Annotated in this window: 20 protein-coding genes; 10 read left to right on the top strand and 10 right to left on the bottom strand. The window is 70.3% G+C overall.

Annotated features, from left to right (window positions below; translation table 11 throughout):
- Positions 1 to 138: 138 nt before the first annotated feature.
- Positions 139 to 1314, top strand: a complete 1176-nt coding sequence (locus tag EJK15_RS41135; protein ID WP_240777543.1) for a threonine synthase — start codon at positions 139 to 141, stop codon at positions 1312 to 1314.
- Here EJK15_RS41135 and EJK15_RS41130 read toward each other — a convergent pair.
- Genes EJK15_RS41130 through EJK15_RS41120 form a run of 3 tightly spaced genes read right to left on the bottom strand, consistent with a single transcriptional unit; the run spans position 1311 to position 4737 of the window.
- On the bottom strand, positions 1311 to 2042 hold the full coding sequence (locus tag EJK15_RS41130) for a hypothetical protein (protein ID WP_206061406.1): 732 nt from the start codon (positions 2040 to 2042) through the stop codon (positions 1311 to 1313). The two genes, EJK15_RS41135 and EJK15_RS41130, sit on opposite strands and share 4 nt — an antisense overlap.
- Positions 1982 to 4375 (bottom strand): ATP-dependent helicase HrpB, encoded by a 2394-nt coding sequence (gene hrpB, locus EJK15_RS41125; RefSeq protein ID WP_138715895.1) that lies wholly within the window; start codon positions 4373 to 4375, stop codon positions 1982 to 1984. Before hrpB ends, EJK15_RS41130 begins: the two co-directional genes overlap by 61 nt.
- A gap of 11 nt (positions 4376 to 4386) precedes the next feature.
- Positions 4387 to 4737 carry an ArsR/SmtB family transcription factor gene (locus EJK15_RS41120; protein WP_138715894.1) on the bottom strand — a complete coding sequence of 117 codons (351 nt, stop codon included), beginning with the start codon at positions 4735 to 4737 and terminating at the stop codon, positions 4387 to 4389.
- A 93-nt stretch (positions 4738 to 4830) separates the two neighbouring features.
- Here EJK15_RS41120 and EJK15_RS41115 point away from each other — a divergent pair, with 93 nt between their 5' ends.
- Complete coding sequence (locus tag EJK15_RS41115; RefSeq protein ID WP_138715893.1) at positions 4831 to 5976, top strand: MFS transporter; 1146 nt, start codon at positions 4831 to 4833, stop codon at positions 5974 to 5976.
- Positions 5977 to 6056: 80 nt separating this feature from the next.
- On the top strand, positions 6057 to 6740 hold the full coding sequence (locus EJK15_RS41110) for a hypothetical protein (RefSeq protein ID WP_138715892.1): 684 nt from the start codon (positions 6057 to 6059) through the stop codon (positions 6738 to 6740).
- Here EJK15_RS41110 and EJK15_RS41105 read toward each other — a convergent pair.
- Together EJK15_RS41105 and EJK15_RS41100 are read right to left on the bottom strand one after the other, a co-directional pair.
- Complete coding sequence (locus EJK15_RS41105) at positions 6732 to 7562, bottom strand: undecaprenyl-diphosphate phosphatase (RefSeq protein WP_138715891.1); 831 nt, start codon at positions 7560 to 7562, stop codon at positions 6732 to 6734. The two genes, EJK15_RS41110 and EJK15_RS41105, sit on opposite strands and share 9 nt — an antisense overlap.
- A gap of 39 nt (positions 7563 to 7601) precedes the next feature.
- Positions 7602 to 8483 carry a MurR/RpiR family transcriptional regulator gene (locus tag EJK15_RS41100; protein WP_138715890.1) on the bottom strand — a complete coding sequence of 294 codons (882 nt, stop codon included), beginning with the start codon at positions 8481 to 8483 and terminating at the stop codon, positions 7602 to 7604.
- Between the two features lie 331 nt (positions 8484 to 8814).
- Between EJK15_RS41100 and EJK15_RS41095 the strand changes: the two genes are divergently transcribed.
- Positions 8815 to 11457 carry a type 1 periplasmic-binding domain-containing protein gene (locus tag EJK15_RS41095; protein ID WP_138715889.1) on the top strand — a complete coding sequence of 881 codons (2643 nt, stop codon included), beginning with the start codon at positions 8815 to 8817 and terminating at the stop codon, positions 11455 to 11457.
- On the opposite strand, the gene EJK15_RS41090 is transcribed toward EJK15_RS41095, so the two are convergent.
- Positions 11458 to 12267 carry an NmrA family NAD(P)-binding protein gene (locus tag EJK15_RS41090; protein WP_138715888.1) on the bottom strand — a complete coding sequence of 270 codons (810 nt, stop codon included), beginning with the start codon at positions 12265 to 12267 and terminating at the stop codon, positions 11458 to 11460. It lies immediately after the preceding gene.
- A gap of 73 nt (positions 12268 to 12340) precedes the next feature.
- Between EJK15_RS41090 and EJK15_RS41085 the strand changes: the two genes are divergently transcribed.
- The 4 genes from EJK15_RS41085 to lipB all read left to right on the top strand — a co-directional run bounded on the left by EJK15_RS41085 (position 12341) and on the right by lipB (position 14783).
- Positions 12341 to 13279: an AraC family transcriptional regulator gene (locus EJK15_RS41085; RefSeq protein WP_138715887.1), complete on the top strand. Its 939-nt coding sequence runs from the start codon at positions 12341 to 12343 to the stop codon at positions 13277 to 13279.
- Positions 13276 to 13782 (top strand): HAD domain-containing protein, encoded by a 507-nt coding sequence (locus tag EJK15_RS41080; protein WP_240777542.1) that lies wholly within the window; start codon positions 13276 to 13278, stop codon positions 13780 to 13782. Before EJK15_RS41085 ends, EJK15_RS41080 begins: the two co-directional genes overlap by 4 nt.
- Before the next feature lie 60 nt (positions 13783 to 13842).
- On the top strand, positions 13843 to 14046 hold the full coding sequence (locus EJK15_RS41075; protein WP_138715886.1) for a PspC domain-containing protein: 204 nt from the start codon (positions 13843 to 13845) through the stop codon (positions 14044 to 14046).
- Between the two features lie 101 nt (positions 14047 to 14147).
- Entirely contained in the window at positions 14148 to 14783 is a 636-nt protein-coding gene (gene lipB, locus EJK15_RS41070; protein ID WP_138715885.1) for a lipoyl(octanoyl) transferase LipB, read from the top strand.
- 33 nt (positions 14784 to 14816) lie between these two features.
- Here the strand turns inward: lipB and EJK15_RS41065 are convergent, their stop codons facing one another.
- Positions 14817 to 15713 carry an aminoglycoside phosphotransferase family protein gene (locus EJK15_RS41065; protein ID WP_240777541.1) on the bottom strand — a complete coding sequence of 299 codons (897 nt, stop codon included), beginning with the start codon at positions 15711 to 15713 and terminating at the stop codon, positions 14817 to 14819.
- A gap of 92 nt (positions 15714 to 15805) precedes the next feature.
- Positions 15806 to 16351: a type 1 glutamine amidotransferase domain-containing protein gene (locus tag EJK15_RS41060; protein WP_138715884.1), complete on the bottom strand. Its 546-nt coding sequence runs from the start codon at positions 16349 to 16351 to the stop codon at positions 15806 to 15808.
- 118 nt (positions 16352 to 16469) lie between these two features.
- On the opposite strand from EJK15_RS41060, the gene EJK15_RS41055 reads away from it, so the two are divergent.
- Positions 16470 to 16733: a heavy-metal-associated domain-containing protein gene (locus EJK15_RS41055; protein ID WP_138715883.1), complete on the top strand. Its 264-nt coding sequence runs from the start codon at positions 16470 to 16472 to the stop codon at positions 16731 to 16733.
- A 67-nt stretch (positions 16734 to 16800) separates the two neighbouring features.
- On the opposite strand, the gene EJK15_RS41050 is transcribed toward EJK15_RS41055, so the two are convergent.
- Complete coding sequence (locus tag EJK15_RS41050) at positions 16801 to 17244, bottom strand: MarR family winged helix-turn-helix transcriptional regulator (RefSeq protein ID WP_138715882.1); 444 nt, start codon at positions 17242 to 17244, stop codon at positions 16801 to 16803.
- 89 nt (positions 17245 to 17333) lie between these two features.
- Here EJK15_RS41050 and wrbA point away from each other — a divergent pair, with 89 nt between their 5' ends.
- Positions 17334 to 17939: an NAD(P)H:quinone oxidoreductase gene (gene wrbA / locus EJK15_RS41045; RefSeq protein ID WP_138715881.1), complete on the top strand. Its 606-nt coding sequence runs from the start codon at positions 17334 to 17336 to the stop codon at positions 17937 to 17939.
- Between the two features lie 3 nt (positions 17940 to 17942).
- Here the strand turns inward: wrbA and EJK15_RS41040 are convergent, their stop codons facing one another.
- Complete coding sequence (locus EJK15_RS41040) at positions 17943 to 18302, bottom strand: ribosomal maturation YjgA family protein (protein ID WP_206061405.1); 360 nt, start codon at positions 18300 to 18302, stop codon at positions 17943 to 17945.
- Positions 18303 to 18402 lie beyond the last annotated feature (100 nt).

The raw sequence follows: 18402 nt of genomic DNA, 5'->3' as shown, positions 1-18402 counted from the left end.
GATCAACCTCGGACTCACCCACACCGGCGGCATCTGGACACTCGACCCCAGCCCGGCCTAGACAGCCCGCGGCCGATCCACCCCCAGAAACACAGCGGTCATCACAAGATCTTCAGTGATCTTCTAGGCTTGGTACGCGTGAACGGATCTTCGCTTGCCACCGGCCAGCGCTCCCTGGGCGACCGGTCGACCGATTTCCCGCTCTTCCCGCCGCTGACGCGGGGCTGCCCGAAGACCAGCACCGACGAGATCGCCTATCCGCTGGAGGTCGTGTACGACTACGCGCGGGTGGACAGGAGCCTGTTCGACCAGGAGCCGGGGACGGACATCGCGCGGTGGTCGCCGCTGCTGCCTCCGCTGGAGGCGCCGACGCTGGGGGAGGGCGGGACGCCGCTGGTGGAGTTCGACGGGATCTACGTCAAGGACGAGTCGCGCAACCCCACCTGGTCGCACAAGGACCGGCTGAACCGCGTCACCGTCAGCGCCGCCGTCGCCGCGGGCGCGCCGGGCGTGGTCGTGGCCTCATCAGGCAACCACGGCGCCTCGGCGGCCGCCTATGCCGCCCGCGCCGGGCTGCCCGCGATCGTGCTGACCTCGGCGGGGGCGCCGCCCGCCGTACAGGCGTTCGTCCGCGCGTACGGGGGCCGTGTCGTGTCCGTGCCCGTCGAGGCCCGGTGGCCGTTGCTGCGGGAGGTCGTGGATCGGCTCGGCTACCACCCGGTCAGCAACCAGACCGTCACGCACACCGGGCACCCGTTCGGCCCTGAGGGCTACAAGACGATCGCGTACGAGCTGTTCCTGCAGCTCGGAGCCGTTCCGGCGGCGGTCTTCGCGCCCACCGGGTACGCCGAGTTGCTCTACGGCGTGTGGAAGGGGTTCACGGAGTTGCGGCTGCTCGGGCTGGCCGACGCCGCGCCGCGGATGTTCTCCTGCGAGACGGCCGCGGGCGGGCCGCACGCGCGGGCGCTGGCCACCGGCGCCCCGGCCGCGATCGTCGATCTGGGGCCCAGCGACGCGTACGGCATCGCCGGGACGGTCGGCGGGCATCGGGGCGTGCTGGCCGTGCGGGAGAGCGGCGGCGAGGGGGTGCTCGTGACGGACGAGGAGATGCGGCGGGCGCAGGGGGAGCTGGCACGGCAGGGGATGTGGCAGGAGCTGTCGGGGGCGGCGGGGCTGGCCGGCTACCGGCGGCTGCGGCGCGACTTCGACGGGCCCGTGGTCTGCATCGCCACGTCAAGCGGCTTCAAGGATCTGGGGGTCGGTGCTGAGGGCTTTCCCGCTCTGGACGATCCGACTCTGGAGGATCTGCTCTAGTAGCTCTTCAGCCACACGCGGAGCGGGCCGATCGTGGTGAAGCCGTGTTTCATGGCGTCCGCCGGGTCGGTCTCGTAGCCGACCAGCGGGCGGCCGGGGAACAGCTCCGCCGCCATGGTCACGGTGCCGGCCCAGGCGGAGTCCAGGTCGCAGCCGGAGGCGTACACGTTGGAGACGCCGACGACCTGGTCGCGTGGGGTGAGGACGGAGCCGCAGACGATGTCGTCCTCGATCCGGCCGCAGAGGATCGTCACCTCGTCGAGGAGCCCGGGTAGAAACAGGCCCGTCGTCTCACCCGCGAAGGACGCCTGCTCCCAGTCGCGCAGCGTGGCCGCGTCCCGGACCACCTCCCAGGTGATCGGGGTGGTCTGCGGTGTTCTCGCCGGGGCGGGGTGGTGGATCCACTGGGCCTCGAAGAGGATGTCGAAGCCGGGCAGATCGAGTGTGGCGAAGCTGTCCTTGACCGAGGCGCCCGGGCTCGCGTCGATGCCTTCGAGTACGTCGGTCGCCGTCGCGTCGGGGGACAGCGTGACGGCGTCCGGGTAGTAGTCGGGGGTTCTGATGGGGTTGGTCCAGACCCGCTCGGCGAACGTGCCGGGGGAGCCGTGTATGCGGCACATCGTGTCGCACCACTCGGCGTTGTCGCGGGCTGCCAGGGCGGTGATGATCATGTGCGGGTCCGGTTCGTGCGGCGGGTGGGCGGCGCGCTGAGCGGATCCTCCGGCCATGGGTGTTTAGGGTAGCGGCCGCGGAGTTCCGCACGTACGGATCGGTAGACGTCGCGCCAGAACGACGCCAGGTCCGCGGTGACCGCCACCGGGCGGCCCGCCGGGGAGAGCAGGTGCACCAGGACCGGCACGCCCGCGATCTCGGGCGTCTCCTGCCAGCCGAACAGCTCCTGCAGCTTCGCCGCCAGCACCGGCTGCTCGCCCGAGTAGTCGACGCGGATGTGGGAGCCGCTCGGCACCTCGATGCGCTCGGGAGCCGTCTTGTCCAGGCGTTCGCTCCACGGGATCAGGCGCCTCAGGGCCGTTGCCACATCGATGCGCTCCAGGTCGGCGCGGCGGCGCGCCCTGGACAGCTCGGGCTCCAGCCACTGGTCGGCCAGGTCGACGAGGTCGTCCATCGACGGCCAGGGGTCACCGATCGCGCGGTGGCAGAAGGCCAGGCGGTCTCTGAGGTCCTTGGCCTGTTTCGTCCAGATGAGGACATCTTCGGTACGGAGGCCGTACAGGATGGCCTCGCGGACGTCGGCGTCCTTGAGCGGGGTCGAGGACAGCTCGATGGCGCCCAGACGCTCGATCCTGCGAGCGGACACGTCGCCGCGACGCTCGCCCGGCGGGACCCGCCATTCGACCTCATCCTCGGTGGTGGTGGGGTGTGCCAGCCTGGCGGTGTCCTCGCCGATCACGACCGCCTGCCTGATGCGGGCCGACGCCGAGCCGGTGGGGCGGTCGGCGACCGCGATGGCCAGCCACTGCGCGGTCTGCAGCCTGGAGCCCTCGGGGAGTTGCGCCTGGGTGCCGGACGCCATGAGATACCCGCCGCCGCGCCGCCGCGCCACCCGCTCGGGAAACGCCAGCGCCACGGCCATCCCGGCCAGCACGTCATCCGGCAGGTCCGGCCCCTTCGCCTGGGGTGCCGATCTGCGGAGGCGGCGGGCCTCCTGGCGCCAGCGGGCGGCGAAACCCGTTCCGCCGCGGCGGGCCGTGCGCCAGATCTCCACCAGGTCGTCACCCGCGTCGCGTGGTAGTTGCTCGGACAGCAGTGCCACCACCTCGGCAGCGCGTGTGCCGAGGTCGAGAAGGGCTCTGGCCAGGCGCGGGTGCACGCCGGCGAGGGCCATCCGCCGGCCGCGCTCCGTCACCCGGGAGCCGGGGCCGAGCGCGCCGAGCGCTTCCAGGGTGCGAGTGGCGGCGGACATCGCGGCCGGCGGCGGCGGGTCCAGGAGCGCCAGGCCGGCGGCGTCGAGCTCGCCCCAGCAGGCCGCCTGCAACGCGAACCCGGTCAGGTCGGCGAGCGCGATCTCGGGGCGCGGATAATCAGCGAGGCGTTCGTGGTCGGCGGCCGCCCAGCAGCGGTACACCGTGCCCGGGGCCTCGCGGCCCGCCCGGCCCGCCCGCTGGCCGGCCGCGGCCTTCGAGACCCTGACCGTGGTGAGGGAGCCGAGGCCGCGGGCATGGTCGGTACGCGGCTCGCGCGCCAGCCCGGAGTCCACGACCACCCGGACGCCGGGAACGGTCAGGCTCGACTCGGCGACGGAGGTGGCCAGGACCACCCGGCGGGCCGGGCCGGGCGACAGGACGGCGTCCTGGACGTGGGCCGGGGCCTGGCCGTGGACCTGGAGGATCTCCGTGGAGATGCCGGCCAGCATGCCCGCCACCTTCGCGATCTCGCCCACGCCCGGCAGGAAGCACAGCACGTCGCCGTCGTGTTCGGTCAGCGCGCGGCGTACCACCGAGGCCACGTGGGACAGGAGCGCGGGGTCGACGCGCAGGCCGTGCGGTGGGGCGACCGGGCGCGGGGGTGGGGTCCACACCGTTTCCACCGGGTAGGCGGCGCCCGTCGCCGCCACCACGGGGCCGCCGAGCAGACGGGACCACGGTGCGGCGTCGGCGGTGGCGGAGGTGGCGATGAGGCGGAGGTCGGGGCGGATCGTGTCGCGTACGTCGAGCAGGAACGCCAGCGCCGTGTCCGCGTCCAGGTGCCGCTCGTGGCACTCGTCCAGCATGACCGCGTCCACCCCGGCCAGTTCCTGGTCCCGTTGCAGCCGTTGGAGCAGCACGCCGGTGGTGACGACCTCGATCATGGGGTTCGCGCCGGTGTGGCGCTCGCCGCGGATCGTGTAGCTCACGCCCATCCGCCGGGCCGCCGCGCGTACGGCCAGCCGCCGTGGCTCGGCCACCAGGACCCGCATCCCCGCCGCGGCCAGCGCCAGCGGCACGACCGTCGTCTTGCCGGTGCCGGGCGGGGCGGTCAGCACCGCGGTGCCGTGCCGGTCGAGCACGTCGAGCAGCTCGGGCAGGACGTGGTGGATCGGCAGCGCGTCGGGGCTCGTCACGGGCTTCTGGGTCAGGACCGGTCGTTGGCGCCCGGTAGGGCGGTCAGGGCTGGGTGGCGGGTCGCGGACAGGATCGAGTCGAGCAGGCCGGGGAAGCGGGCGTCCAGGTCGGCGCGGCGCAGGCTCATGTATTTGAGCCTGCCCACCTGCTTGGTCATGACCACGCCCGCCTCGCGGAGCGTCCGGTAGTGGTGCGAGGCGGTCGACTTGTGCACCCCGAGGTGGTCGCCGGCGACGGTGCACGTCATCTCGCCGGCCGCGGCGAGCCGTTCGACGATCTCCAGCCGGACGGGATCGGCCAGCGCCCGCAGGACCTCGGTGATCTCGATGTCCTCGGTGGCGGGATGCGGTAGCAGGCGCATGGATGAAAGCCTACCTCCGTTCTATTGTTTGACAACGATCCAACTATAAGACAGTTTGATGAGCGTCCAACTTTTTCGCTGGAGGCTTCTTCGATGAGCTCGCGGCTTTATCCCTTGGCTGTCGGAAATTTCGCAATCGGTACGGGCATGTTCGTGACCGCCGGGCTGCTGCCTCCCATCGCCGCGGATCTGGAGATCTCGCTGCCGGCGGCCGGGCAGCTGATGACTGTGTTCGCGCTGGCGTACGCGCTGCTGTCGCCCCTGCTCGCCGCCCTGACCGCGCGCCTTTCGCGCAAGAGGTTGCTGCTGCTGGCCATGGGCGTCTTCGTGCTGGGGAACGCGCTGACCGCGCTCGCGCCGACGTACCCGCTGGTCCTGGCCACGCGCGTGATCGCCGCGGCGGGAGCGGCCATGTTCACGCCCACGGCCTCGGGCGTGGCGAACGCGCTGACCGCGCCGGAGCGGCGCGGGCGGGCGCTGGCGCTGGTGATGGGCGGGCTGAGCGTCTCGTCCGCGATCGGCGTGCCGCTCGGCACCTTGCTGGGTGCGGCCTCAGGCTGGCGGGCCACGCTCTGGCTGGTGACGGGGCTCGGGGTGATCGGGTTCGCCTGGGTGGCGGCCGTGGTGCCCGAGGCCAGGATCCCGGTGTCGGGGCGGCTGAGGGAGCGGTTCACGCCGCTGGCCGACCGGCGGGTGCTGGCGGTGCTGGCCACGCAGCTGCTGATGTTCGGGGCGGGGTTCACCGCGTACACCTATATCGGGTCGCTGTTCGACCTGCCGCTGCCCGCCGTGTTGTGGGCGTGGGGGGTCGGCGGCATCGTCGGCAACCAGCTCGGCGGGCGCCTCACCGACGCGTACGGGCCCCGCAGGATGATCCTGATCGGCCTGGCCGCGTCCACCGTCTTCATGGCCCTCATCCCCGTCGCGAACCTGGCTCTGCCCGTCGCGCTGGTGTGGGCGTTCCTGTGGGGCGCGCTCGGCTGGCTGGTGGCGCCCGCCCAGCAGTTCAGGACCGTCGCGGTGGTGCCGGACAACGTGCCGATCGGCCTGGGGCTGCTGTCGTCCGCGCAGTACCTCGGGCTGTTCGTGGCCGGGCTCGCCGGCGGCGCGGCGCTCGACTGGTACGGCCGGGCGGGCGTGATCGTGCTGGCCACCGCGCTCGGCCTGGTGGCACTGGTGTTCACCCTGGCCACCTACCGTGACGTGGCGATCCCCTCCAAGGAGAGCGTGGCCGCCTGATCTTCTCCGTCTCCAAGGGGACGTCCGGTCGTCCCGGAGGCGGACGACCGGGGGCGGGCGCGCCGCCTACCGTCGGCGGCATGTTGAACGACCAGGTGACATTCCGCCGCGTCACGGCAGGCGTCCTGCTGATCGTGGCCCCGCTGCTCCAGGCCATCGCCGTCTTCGTCGACCCGGGCACCTGGGGCGACGACAGGGAGGCGGTCAGCTTCGGCGCGAACCCCGCCTTGGCTCAGGCCCAGTCCGCTCTCTACCACTGGAGCTGGATTCTCATGCCCATCGCCGCGCTCGGCTTGGTGCACCTCACCAGGCGCCGGGCCACGCGGCTCGGCCACGTGGCGGGCGGGATGACGGTGATCGGTTACATCTCCCTGTCCGGCCTGCTGCTGAGTGATCCCGTGGAGTGGTGGCTGGGGCAGCACTACTCGCCCGAGCAGGCGCAGAAGATCCTCGACGAGATGCTGAACCTGCCCGGTGTGATCTTCGCCTTCCAGATGCCATGGATGTTCTTCGGGTTCATCGGCCTGCCGGTGCTGACCGTGGCCGTGTGGCGGGCCGGGTTCGTGGGCTGGTGGGTGCCGCTCGTCGTGGCCGTCGGCTACCTCGGCTCCTTCGCCGTCTCGTACGGCCCCGCGACCGCGCTGTTCTGGACCGTCCCCGTCGTCGCCCTCGGCTGGACGGGGCTGAAGATCCTCAAGATGGGCGACGAGGCCTGGGCGGCCTACTACCCGGCCGCCCGCGACAGGGAGCCGGCGTCAGCCTAGGGCCGGGATCCAGTCCATGGTGACCGCGAGGATGACGAAGAACCCCAGGATGATCCGGTAGATCACGAAGCCGGTGAAGCGGTGCGTGCTGATGTAGCGCAGGAACCAGGCCACCGCCGCGTAGCCGACGATGAACGAGATGATCGTGGCCAGGATGGTCGGCCCCCACGCGGGGGCCTGGCCCTCCCCGATCTCGGCCAGCTCCAGCACCCCCGACGCCAGGACGGCCGGGATGGCCAGCAGGAACGAGTATTTGGCCGCGTCCTCGCGGCGGTAGTCGAGCAGCAGGCCGGCGGTGACCGTGCCGCCCGAGCGGGACACGCCCGGGATCAGGGCGAGCGACTGGGCGAAGCCGTAGACGATGGCGTGGGTGAAGCTGAGGTGCTTCTCCAGCGTGAGCTTGTTGCGGGCGGTGCGGTCGGCGAACCACAGGATGAGGGCGAAGACGATCAGCGTGGTGCCGACTATGCGCAGGTCACGGAAGACGGTCTCGATCTGGTCTTTCAGGACCAGGCCGAGCACGCCGATCGGCAGCGAGCCGACGATGATGTACCACCCCATGCGGGCGGCCCAGTGGCCGCGCAGGTCCCTGTTCCACAGAGACCTGGTCCAGGTGGAGACGATCTCCCAGAGCTCCTTGCGGAAGTAGATCACCACGGCCGTCTCGGTGCCGAGCTGGATGACCGCCGTGAAGGCCGCCCCCGGGTCCTGCCAGCCGGCGAAAGCGGAGACCACACGGATGTGGGCGCTGGAGGAGATCGGCAGGAACTCCGTGAGCCCCTGGATCAATCCCAGAACCACCGCTTCTAGCCAGCCGATCACGACGACACCTTTCAAGAACGCGGGCGTGACGAGGTGAGATTAGCGGAAACGGGGACCGAGCAACTGCTCGCGCAGGGCGTTCAGCTGGTGGGAGTGCTCGACCGAGCGGGACTCGTCGAGCGTGTCGAGCGCCAGCAGCAGGGCGTCGGCCACGATGATCCCGGTCAGCGGCTCGGCCGTGATGCCCGTGGGCGTGTGCGGGGCCGCCAGCACCGCGTTCACGCGGTCGGCGAACTCGCCGCCGAGCTCGTCGGAGATCAGCACGATGCTCGCGCCCACCGCGTGGGCCCGGTCGATCAGCACGGTGATCTCCCTCAGCCTGCGGCCGGGCTGGAAGATCACCAGCGCCTCGCTGTGCGCCAGCCACAGCAGGTCGTCGGCCAGCGCGAACCCGGTCGAGGACACCATACGGGTCCGGTGGCCGCGCCGGTTGAGCTTGAGCGCCAGGTGGTGGGCGGCCGGCTCGGAGGCGCCCGCGCCGTAGACGACCACGCCGGGCGCGTTGACCAGCAGCTCCACCGCCTTCTTGAACGCCTCCGCGTCGAGCAGCCGCCGGCAGTGGTCGACCCGCTCGCGGGCCTCGTCGAAGACCCGCTCCCAGATGCTCGACAGGTCCTGGCCGACGTGGTTGATGCGCTGCCTGAGGCGCACGTCGGGAGCCACCGCCGAGGTGAACTCGGCCGCCAGCACCCGCTTCAGCCCCGGCAGGCCGCCGAAGCCCAGCCGCTGCATCGTGCGGACCACGGTGGCGTTGCTGGTGCCCGTCGCGCTGCCCAGCTCCTGCGCGCTGGCGAAGAGGATCTGCTCGGGCGAGGCGGAGATCAGATATTGGCACACGGCCCGCTCAGCGGGCGACAGGTCCTCCCATAGCTGCCGGACCATGGCCCTGAGCTGCTCGATTGGGCTGTGTGAATTTTCCATTACGGATATTGACTCCTGTGTAGCGCTCATTACTCTTGCTTGGAAACAAAAGCTACAGGACTCGCCGCCTCCTGAAATGAACGTTACAGGCTCCGGCCGGTCCAAGGAGCACCATTGAGTCTCACATCCCTGCCTCTCTCGGTGCTCGTGCTGGACGAGGCGGTGCCCGGCTGGGATCCTGCCAAAGTGGTAAGGGGGAATTAGTCACGACAAATCCGTCGCTCATAACGCCTTGGTATGAGGGTCCTGCTCATTTCCCTCATCGACCTTGTCGTCACAGTGCGATTCTATGGGCTTTATATGCCGCCAAAAGCTCGACCGGGAGCACCATATGTCCGACTTGGGTTTCTCTGGGGAGGGGCCGCACAAGGCGGTCGAGGATCTGGTGTCCCGGCCCGCGGTGTGGCGGAAGGATCGGCATCTTCCCGTGCTTGTCTTCGTGGGGGAGGACGACGCGAGCCAGGTCGCCGAGCAGCTCGTCAGGCCCTACAGTTGGAGAGCTCCGTGCGCCGTGGTCCGGCGGGAGAAGCTCGCACAGATCGGTGACACGCCCGCGCTGGTCGAGCTGATCACCAGGGAGCTGGGCCGGCGCATTCCCGCTTCACTGATGCCCCCTCCGCGGTTCCCCATGTCGAAGTTTGTGCTCTGGGCCATCGAATGGCGGAGGAGCGGCAGCGATCCGGCCGACGGGGAGGACGAATCGGATCGCTGGGCGCAGGCGTACAGAGAATGGCGCAGGAATCGGTGGGCGTCGGTCAAGACCGGCGAAATCGTCGATTACCTGAGCCGCGCGCTGCCCGCCTGGGTGCCGGTGAGCGCCGGCCTCTTCACCGGGCTGGGACGCGTGGTCGCCGTGGTCGAGCACATCGCCCTCATCGGCCCGCCGCTGGCCAGCGCGGCGGCGAGTGCCGTCCAGGTCGGCCTGATGGCCACCGGCTGGCTGTCCTATCGGAGGTTCGCCAAGCACAAGGACTATTTCCCACGCCAAAAAGGCGAGCCGATGGACGCCTACCACCGGCGACTGGCCATGAAGACCACCGACGAGCAGCTCGACACGCTGCTCGTGCACGCCTTCTGCGAGGACCTGCGCCAGGCCTACCAGCGCCGCTGGCCGTGGCCGAGCTGGGGGCGGAGCGTCAACTGCGTGCTGCTGATAGGCCGGATGAGCACGGAGTCAGGGACCGGGGGAGAGCACGTCGCCCACCGGTTCATCGGCGGTGTGCACGACGAGCGCGAGCGGACGGGGCAGCACGTGCCGCTGCTTGTGCTCACCTCCAGTGAGGCGGCTCCCCCCGCCGACACGGTGAAGCACGCGCAGACCCGCGTCTCCCGCATGCCGGAGCAGGTCCGTGCCTGGCGGGCGCGGGCGGCTCGGTCGGTCGCGTGTCCCTACCTCGTGGTCGACGCGCCGGAGGGCAGCGCGAGGTCCGTCGCCACGGACTTCCGGCCGAGAGTGAGACGGCGCCGCGCCGCCCTCTATTGGCTGGTCGCCGTGCTCATGGTGGTCCTGCCCATCGTGGCGACCCTGCACGACCAGCGGGCCACGGCCGTCGCGGCCGAGCAGCGGTGCCAGCTCACCTGGGTGCGGAAGGTGGGCCGGGAATGCATAGGAGTGCTCAACGACAAGGGACCCACTCCCAAGGTGCTGCGCCCCGAGCTGGCGTCGCTGATCGCGGAAATAGACCGGCAGAACGCTCAGATCACCAAGCAGCACAAATACGTGTCGCTGGTCGTGCTCGGCGAGTACTCCATGGCGGACGGAGACGTCGGTAGCCGGATCGTCGGCCGACTGGGAGAGCTGCGGTCCCTGGTCGCCCTGCAGCGGGACAAGACAGGCAGCCCTCGAATCCGCATCCTGCTGGCGAACGCGGGTGACGAATACGCGCAGGGCGCCGAGGCCGCGAAGCAGATCGCCGCGCTGGCCCGAAGGGATTCCTCCGTCGTCGGCGTGGTGGGGTTCGCGCGAAGCCTGGATGGGGTGCGCCAGGCCATCGGCGTCCTGGCCCGCGAGAAGATCCCCATGGTGGGCACCACGGGCACCGCCGACGATCTCGGCAAGGTCGACGGCCAGGCCACGAGATACTACTTCCACGTGAGCCCCACCAATTACCGGCAGGCCGCGCTGGCCGCCCGGTACGCACGGCGCACGCTGCTGAAGGAGGTGGAGTCGCCGACAGCCGTGATCGTCGAGGACGGTTCCGCCGGTGAGGTCTACACCGGCGATCTGGCCGCGGACTTCGCCGAGGCCTTCGAGGCGGAAGGCGGCGCGCGGCCCGTGCGGGTGCCGTACACCGTGGAGAGCGGCATCGACAAAGCCGCAGGCGAGGCCTGCGCCGAGTCGCCGGACGTCTATTTCTACGCCGGCCGCTCGCCGGAGATTACCGCCTTCATCGGCGCGCTGGCCAAGACGCCGTGCGGAGCCGGAAGGGTCAAGGTTATCGCGGGCGACGACGTCACCCGGGAGGCCGCCTACAACAAGGGCGGGGCCCTGGTCCAGGACAGGGTCGAGCTGTACTACACCAGTCTGGCCGACCGCCGGCTCTGGTCGTTCCCCTCGAAGGCGTCATCCGGCGGCGCGGCGAGGCCGCTGCCGCATTTCATCGCCGGGCTGCTCCAGGAGCAGCCTTCGGCCGGCATGGAGATGCTGGCGGACGACAATCTCATCCTCACCTACGCCGCGGGAGAGGCGCTCCACAGAGCTGCCAACATCGTCTATGACCCCCGCTCGAACCCACCCGTCAGCCGCGGCGACGTGCTCTACCAACTCGCCAGAATCTCCGGCCGGGACTTCATCAACGGTGTCAGCGGGGTGCTGCGCTTCGACAACACCGACCGCCACGATCCGCTGAACGCCGTCATCGCCCTGATGCGGGCCGGGGACAACGAGCCGCAGGTCCGCTGCGGGCAACTGGTGTCCTCGGAGCCCGCGGTCCCCGACCCGCTGTGCGAGGACCTGCCGGACCGGCAGCCGTAGTCAGACCTCCCAGACGTGGGCGTTGGCCCGGGCGAAGTCGGCGAAGTCGCGCGCCGGGCGGCCGAGCGCCTGCCGTACGCCGTCGGCCACGTTGGCGTTGCGGCCGTCGAGGATCTCGGTGAACATGGCGGCCAGGCTCTCCGCCTGGCCCCGGGGGAACCCTTGCCCGACGGCCGCCGCCACATACTCCTCCGGCGTCACCCGGACAAACGAGATCCGCCTGCCGGTGGCCTCGGACAGCTCCTGCGCCACCTGCGTGAACGTCAGCAGGCGCGGCCCGGTCAGCTCGTACAGCTTGCCCGCGTGGCCGTCCTGGGTGAGCGCGGCCACGGCCACGTCGGCGATGTCGTCCACGTCCACGAAGGGCTCGGGCACGTCGGCGGCGGGCAGGGCGATGACGCCCTCGCGTACCGAATCCAGGAGGAAGTCCTCGCTGAAGTTCTGCATGAACCAGCTGCAGCGGACGACCGTCCACTCCAGGCCGGACTCCTCGACGGTCCGCTCGCTCGCCTGCGCCTCCGGCTCGCCCCGGCCCGACAGCAGGACCAGCCGCCGGACGCCGCGGCTCACCGCCAGCTCGGTGAACGCCTTGACGTCGTCGTACGCTCCCGGGAAGGCCAGGTCCGGGTAGTAGGAGACGTAGACGGCCGAGACGCCGTCGAGCACGGCCGGCCAGGTGGCGCGGTCGGTCCATTCGAAGGCCGGTACGGAGGAGCGGGACCCGATCCGTACGGGCAGGTCGAGAGCGGTGAGTCGGTCAGCCACGCGGCGGCCGGTCTTGCCCGTGCCGCCAAGAACCAGAATCGTCATGCCTCTAGTAACTCGCCATACCGTAAGACTCTCCATGGTTGAGAAGCGCAATGGCATATGCGATCGTCTAGCCATGGATCAGCTCGCGGCGTTACTCGACGGCCCGCGGGCCCGTGGCGCCTTCCTGCTCCGCTGCATCCTGGACTCGCCCTGGTCCATGCGCGTCCAGGACGAGTCCCCGCTGGCGGTGACGGCGGTGCTGCGCGGGGAGGCGTGGATCGTGCCCGAGGAGGGTGAGCCCGTACGCCTGGGGCCGGGCGAGATGTCGATCAACCGGGGGCCGGAGCCGTACATCGTGGCCGACGACCCCGGCACCAAGCCACAGATCATCATCCACCCCGGCCAGCACTGCACCACGCTCGACGGCGAGTCCCTCTACCAGGCCATGGACCTGGGCGTGCGGACATGGGGCAACGACCCCGACGGCGAGACCGTGCTGCTGGTCGGCGCCTACAGCATGGAGGGCGAGGTCAGCAGGCGGCTGCTCGAGGCGCTGCCTCCGCTGATCGTCCAGCCGGGCGGCCCGGTCATCTCACTGCTCGGCGCCGAGATCGTCAAGGACGAGCCCGGACAGGAGGCCGTCCTGGATCGGCTGCTCGACCTGCTGCTCATCGCGGCGCTGCGAACGTGGTTCGCCACCCACGAGGCGCCGGCCTGGTACCGCGCCATGAGCGACCCCGTGGTCGGCAGGGCCATGCGGATGCTGCACAACAACCCCGCGCACCCGTGGACCGTCGCCGCCCTGGCCGCCGAGGTGGGCGTCTCCCGGGCCTCGCTGGCCAGGCGCTTCACCGAGCTGGTCGGCGAGCCGCCGATGGCCTTCCTCACCGACTGGCGGCTGGCCCTGGCCGCCGACCTGCTGCGCGAGCCCGATGCCACGATCGGCTCGGTCGCCAGGAAGGTCGGGTACGGCAGCCCGTTCGCGCTCAGCGCGGCCTTCAAACGCGTACGCGGGATCAGCCCGCAGGAATTCCGGGCGGGCACCGAGGCGAGAGCCGGAGCGGGGCAGTGAAACCTCTGCTGCTGCTGGACGTGGACGGCGTGCTCAACCCCATGGGACGGCCCACTCCCGAGTTCCGGCGCTACCGGTGCACGATCGGCGGCGAGGTCTACACCGTGCACCTCAACCCCCGGCACGGCCGCAGACTCCTCGACCTCGCCGTGGCGACCGGGGCCGAGCTGGTCTGGGCGACCACCTGGGAGCAGCACGCCAACGACTGGATCGCGCCCAGGATCGGCCTGCCCTCCCTCCCCGTCATCCCCTTGAGCACCGACGTGCCCAGCGAGCACGGCGAGATGTTCAAGACCCCGCACGTGGCGGCGTACGCGGGGCGGCGGCCGTTCGTCTGGTTCGACGACCAGGTGTGGGCGGAGGACGAGGAGTACCTCAGGGTGCATCAGGGTCTCGACGACTTCCTGCTCGTCCACGTGGACCCGCGACGCGGACTGACCAGCCACCATCTGGGCATGGCACTTGAATGGCTGACCCTTACAGGGTTTTCTCAGGGTTCCTAGCGGGAGTCCTGCGGGCCGGCTGTCCGTTCTACAGGTAGGTCGTAACCTACGGAGGACATCATGTACCGCTCACGAGAGCACAGAATCATAGCCGGGGTCTGCGGGGGCCTCGCCGACAAGATGGGCCTGCCGCCCACTCTCGTCCGGATCCTCTGGCTGCTCCTGTCGCTCATTCCTGGGCCGCTGTGGGTCGTCTACGTCGTCATGTGGATCCTCGTCCCGGAGGAGCCGAAGGGTTACCGTACGGCGCCGCGTACCGAGTGACTGTGGTGGGTGCGCCTCCGGGGCGGGGTGCCGGGCCTGCGGGTCGGCCTCGGGCGGGTACGAGTGCGCTCGCCATCCTGGAGGCGGCTTATCCTCGAAGCATGAGGGCAAGGCCGCTGACACTCATTCAGGACGATCTCGTCGACTACGACGAGGCGATGGAGCACATGACCGACCTCGTCGGGCAGCGCCAGAGCGACGCGCGTCCGGACACGCTCTGGCTGCTCAGCCATCCGTCCGTCTTCACCGTCGGCCGCCGCACGCCGATGACCCACCTGCCCGACCCGTCGCGGGGCATCCCCGTGGTCGAGACGGGCCGCGGTGGCCAGCTCACTTACCACGGGCCGGGGCAGCTCGTCGGCTACCTGATCGTCAAGCTGGGCGAAGATCAGGGCATCGTCGACTATGTGCGCGAGGTGGAGCTGCGGCTGGTGGAGGCGCTGGGCAAGCTGGGGCTGCCGGCTGAGCGGCGGGACACGCCGCCGGGGTCCGAGCTGCTCACCGGCGTCTGGACCGCCGAGACCGGGCGCAAGATCGTCTCGATCGGGATGCGGCAGAGCCGGGGCGTCACCAGCCACGGCTTCGCGCTCAACGTGGACGGCGACCTGTCGCCCTGGAACTGGGCGGTCGCCTGCGGCATGCCGGACGTGGACATGACCTCCATCAAGCGCGAGCTGGGCACCGCCTCCATGGACGAGGTGCGGACGGCCGTGGCCGCGGCCTTCGAGGCGTCCTGATTCGACGGTGGGGGAGACCCGGCGGCGATGACGCTATGCGAGCACGGCGGTGATGGTGTGGCGGCCTATTTCCGTCATCATCGGGTTGTCGGCCGAGTGGGCGAGAAACGCGAGCGACAGCGCGAGCGCCCAGCCTCTGGCCCGTACCCAGATCTCGTCGCCTGCCGCGCACTGGCCTGCTGTCTCATAGGCGTTCCTGAAAGCATCGCGGCTTTCAGCAGGCAAGAGCATCCAGGCCACGGACAGGTCCGTGGCAGGGTCGCCGGAGGTGATGTCACCGAAGTCGATCACGCCGCTGACCCGGCCGCCATGGACCAGAATGTTGGCGGGGTGAAGGTCGCCGTGCACCCACGCCGGGGCCCCGTCCCACCGTGGTGCCGCGAGCGCAGTCTCCCATACGCGCATCGCGGCCCGGTGGTCGACGAGGTCGCCCACGATGCTCAGGTTCTCGGCGACCGTCACGTGGCGCTCCGCGAGCGGGACACCGCGGTAGGGGTTGACGGGCGCGTCCGGGGCGGCGGGAGTGTGCAAAGCCGCTAGAAACGTGCCCAGACGGACTGCGGTGTCTCCCGGATCAGCAGGCGGATTCCGCGAGGCGACCTGCCCGGGCAGGAACGGGACAACACTCCAGGGCCACGGGTAGCCAAGGTCTGGCTGCCCGACCCGCACAGGCACAGGCACCGGCAGCGGCAGCCGAGGCTCGAGAACCGGGAGCCACCGCTGTTCGTGCGCCACCAGCCTCGCCGCCACCTCACGCCTCGGCAGCCGGGCGACCAGTGCGTCGCCGACCCGGTACGTGACGTTGTCCCACCCGTTCGCCATCACCTCGATGGGCAGGTGGGCAAGGTCTGGCTGCTGGTCGGCCAGGAGCCGCCGAACCAGGTCGGGGGAGACGTCCACCTCGGCGGCCGGCATGCGATGGAGATCCACGCTGTGACCCTAGCCGAGTGAACTGGTGGGTACGGCTCGCACGAACCGTACCCACCATGACCGCCCGTGGCCCGAAGGCCGTGCGTGTGGTCTTACCGGCCGAACGCGTCGGCCGCCGCCTGGCAGAAGGCCTTGAGGTCATCCGGCTTGCGGCTGGTCACCAGCGTGTTCGGCCCCGCGGTGTCCACGACGACCTCCTGATCCACCCAGTTCCCGCCGGCGTTGCGGAGGTCGGTCTGGAGACTGGGCCAGGACGTCAGCGTGCGTCCGCGCACCACGTCGGCCTCGACCAGGGTCCAGGGCGCGTGGCAGATGGCGGCCACCGGCTTGCCCGCGTCGAAGAAGGCGCGGATGAACCGTACGGCTTGCGGCACCGTACGCAGGCGGTCGGGGTTCGCGACACCCCCGGGGAGCACGAGGCCGTCGAACGCGGTCGGATCGGCGGCGTCCACCGTGTCGTCCACGGCGAACGTGTCGGCCTTGTCCAGGTGGTGGAACGCCTGGATCTGGCCGGGCTCGGTGGAGACGAGCCGAGGCGTCCCGCCGGCCTGCTTGACCGCCTTCCACGGCTCGGTGAGCTCCACCTGCTCCACTCCCTCAGGAGCGACCAGGAACGCGATGGTCTTGCCGTTCATCATGTGAACTCCCCCTTGGGCTGTGTTTCCCGTCCCCTATCCGGCAGGGTCGGATGTATGCGTCATTACCCCTAGGGGGTATAGTGGAGCCGTCAAGAGCACGAGACTGAGGAGTTGAGCCATGACTGTCACGACGTACCAGGTTGAGGGCATGACCTGCGGCCACTGCGTCAGCTCCGTGACCGCGGAGGTCGGCAAGGTGGCCGGGGTGAGCGGGGTCGACGTGGACCTCGCGTCCGGGGCCGTGACCGTGACGAGCGCGGCGCCGCTCGACCCCACGCTGGTGGAGGCCGCCGTGACGGAGGCCGGTTACGAGCTGGCCGGCAAGGTGGAGCTCCTGCCGCAGGTGAGCGGGTCCTGCTGCGGCTCCGGCGGCTGCCACTGACCTTCACCTTCAGGCCTCCATCGGCTTCGGGTGAGCCGGTGGAGGCCGATGAGCGTCTCCGGACGCTCTAATGGCCCAGGTGATCGAGCAAGGTCCGGCTGATCTCCTCCAGCTGACGCAGCTGCTCGGGGCGGAGCGCGTCGATCAGATTCGCGCGCACGCTCGTGACGTGCAGCGGAGCGGCCGTCCGGAGGGCCTCGAAGCCCTCGTCCGTGAGCACGGCCAGCCAGCCGCGCCGGTCCCCGGCGTAGTGCTCGCGCCGGACCCAGCCGGCCTGCTCCAGCTTGTTGACCGCGTGCGAGATGCGGCTCGGCTTGGACCGGGTCCACTTGGCCAGCTCGGCCATCCGCAGCGTGCGGTCCGGCGCCTCCGACAACATGACCAGCAGCTCGTAGTAGGTCAGCGGCATGCCCGCGGCCTGCAGGTCGCGCTCCAGGCGCTCATTGAGCAGGCGGGTGGCGCTGCCGAAGGCCCGCCAGACGCGCTGCTCCTCCTCACTGAGCCACTTCATGTTCCCCAACCTATCAAAGGTTGCGCACTGAAATATCTTGTCGTACTGTCGTGCCGAATCTTTCAGTGCTGAACTAAAGGAACATTGAGATGGTCAACCTCGCCGTCATTTACTACTCCTCCACCGGCACCATCACGGAGATCGCCAAGGGGATCGCCCGCGCCGCCGAGGAGGCGGGCGCGGACGTGCGGCTGCGCCGGGTGGCCGAGCTGGCGCCGCAGGCCGCGATCGACAGCAACCCCCTCTGGGCCGAGCATGCCCGCGCCACTGCCGGCATCCCGGTGGCCGAGCCGGACGACATGGTGTGGGCCGACGCAGTGATCTTCGGTACGCCGACCCGATTCGGCAACGTCTCTTCGCAGCTCAAGCAGTTCATCGACACGCTGGGCGGGCTGCAGGCGCAGGGGCTGCTGGCGGACAAGGTCTACAGCGGCTTCACCTCGACCACGACCGCCCATGGCGGCCACGAGTCGACGCTGCTGGCGCTCGGCAACAGCTTCCACCACTTCGGCGGCGTGATCGTGCCGCCCGGCTACACCCACGAGGCCAACGCCAACCCCTATGGCACCTCGCACCACGACGCGTTCGGCACCGCCCCGGTCGGCGAGCCCACCAGGGCCGCCGCGCGGGCCCAGGCCGAGCGGGTGGTGCGTTTCGCCGAGGTGGTCAAGGGCGCGCGGGCGGCCGCCGCGTGACGATCAGCCGGACGCGACGGGACGCTGCCTCAGCCAGAGCGTGTGCGCGGCCCAGGCGGCGGCCGCGCCCACGGCGTACCAGAGCAGGTCGGGCGGGTTGAAGGTGCTGCCCAGCACCGGCCGCAGGACCGCCGGGATCTCCCCGAGCTGGGCGAACTCGATCGCCCAGCTCAGCCCGGCCGAAACCAGCGCCGCTGCCCACGGCCGTACGCTGGGCCGGGCGAGGACGACGAGCGTGTAGATCGGTACGGTGTAGAGCGCGTCCCCGGCGTATTTGGACACCGGGCCGTCCCACAGCAGCCGCACCCCCAGCCCGGCCGCGATCGTCAGGGCGGCGGCGAGGGCGACGGGCAGGCGAGGCACGCAGCTCACGGTAGTCCCAAAGGGACTGAAAATTTACGCCGCCAAAGGAAACGAAGATGAAACAATTTTCCGGCACGCGTTGACACGCGGTCTTCGTATG

Source organism: Nonomuraea basaltis (genome assembly GCF_005893125.1).
Taxonomy (GTDB): Bacteria; Actinomycetota; Actinomycetes; order Streptosporangiales; family Streptosporangiaceae; genus Nonomuraea; species Nonomuraea basaltis.
The sequence above is the reverse complement of the archived record's forward strand: the minus strand, read 5'-3'. Positions and strand labels throughout refer to the sequence as shown.

What these genes read in the sequence shown, in the direction of transcription:
- EJK15_RS41085 (WP_138715887.1), top strand. Translation starts at nt 12,341, where the DNA reads ATGGATCAGCTCGCGGCGTTACTCGACGGCCCGCGGGCCCGTGGCGCC.
- EJK15_RS41115 (WP_138715893.1), top strand. Translation starts at nt 4,831, where the DNA reads ATGAGCTCGCGGCTTTATCCCTTGGCTGTCGGAAATTTCGCAATCGGT.
- wrbA (WP_138715881.1), top strand. Translation starts at nt 17,334, where the DNA reads ATGGTCAACCTCGCCGTCATTTACTACTCCTCCACCGGCACCATCACG.
- EJK15_RS41075 (WP_138715886.1), top strand. Translation starts at nt 13,843, where the DNA reads ATGTACCGCTCACGAGAGCACAGAATCATAGCCGGGGTCTGCGGGGGC.
- EJK15_RS41110 (WP_138715892.1), top strand. Translation starts at nt 6,057, where the DNA reads ATGTTGAACGACCAGGTGACATTCCGCCGCGTCACGGCAGGCGTCCTG.
- lipB (WP_138715885.1), top strand. Translation starts at nt 14,148, where the DNA reads ATGAGGGCAAGGCCGCTGACACTCATTCAGGACGATCTCGTCGACTAC.
- EJK15_RS41120 (WP_138715894.1), bottom strand. Translation starts at nt 4,737, where the DNA reads ATGCGCCTGCTACCGCATCCCGCCACCGAGGACATCGAGATCACCGAG.
- EJK15_RS41090 (WP_138715888.1), bottom strand. Translation starts at nt 12,267, where the DNA reads ATGACGATTCTGGTTCTTGGCGGCACGGGCAAGACCGGCCGCCGCGTG.
- EJK15_RS41100 (WP_138715890.1), bottom strand. Translation starts at nt 8,483, where the DNA reads ATGGAAAATTCACACAGCCCAATCGAGCAGCTCAGGGCCATGGTCCGG.
- EJK15_RS41095 (WP_138715889.1), top strand. Translation starts at nt 8,815, where the DNA reads ATGTCCGACTTGGGTTTCTCTGGGGAGGGGCCGCACAAGGCGGTCGAG.
- EJK15_RS41130 (WP_206061406.1), bottom strand. Translation starts at nt 2,042, where the DNA reads ATGGCCGGAGGATCCGCTCAGCGCGCCGCCCACCCGCCGCACGAACCG.
- EJK15_RS41050 (WP_138715882.1), bottom strand. Translation starts at nt 17,244, where the DNA reads ATGAAGTGGCTCAGTGAGGAGGAGCAGCGCGTCTGGCGGGCCTTCGGC.
- EJK15_RS41055 (WP_138715883.1), top strand. Translation starts at nt 16,470, where the DNA reads ATGACTGTCACGACGTACCAGGTTGAGGGCATGACCTGCGGCCACTGC.
- EJK15_RS41060 (WP_138715884.1), bottom strand. Translation starts at nt 16,351, where the DNA reads ATGATGAACGGCAAGACCATCGCGTTCCTGGTCGCTCCTGAGGGAGTG.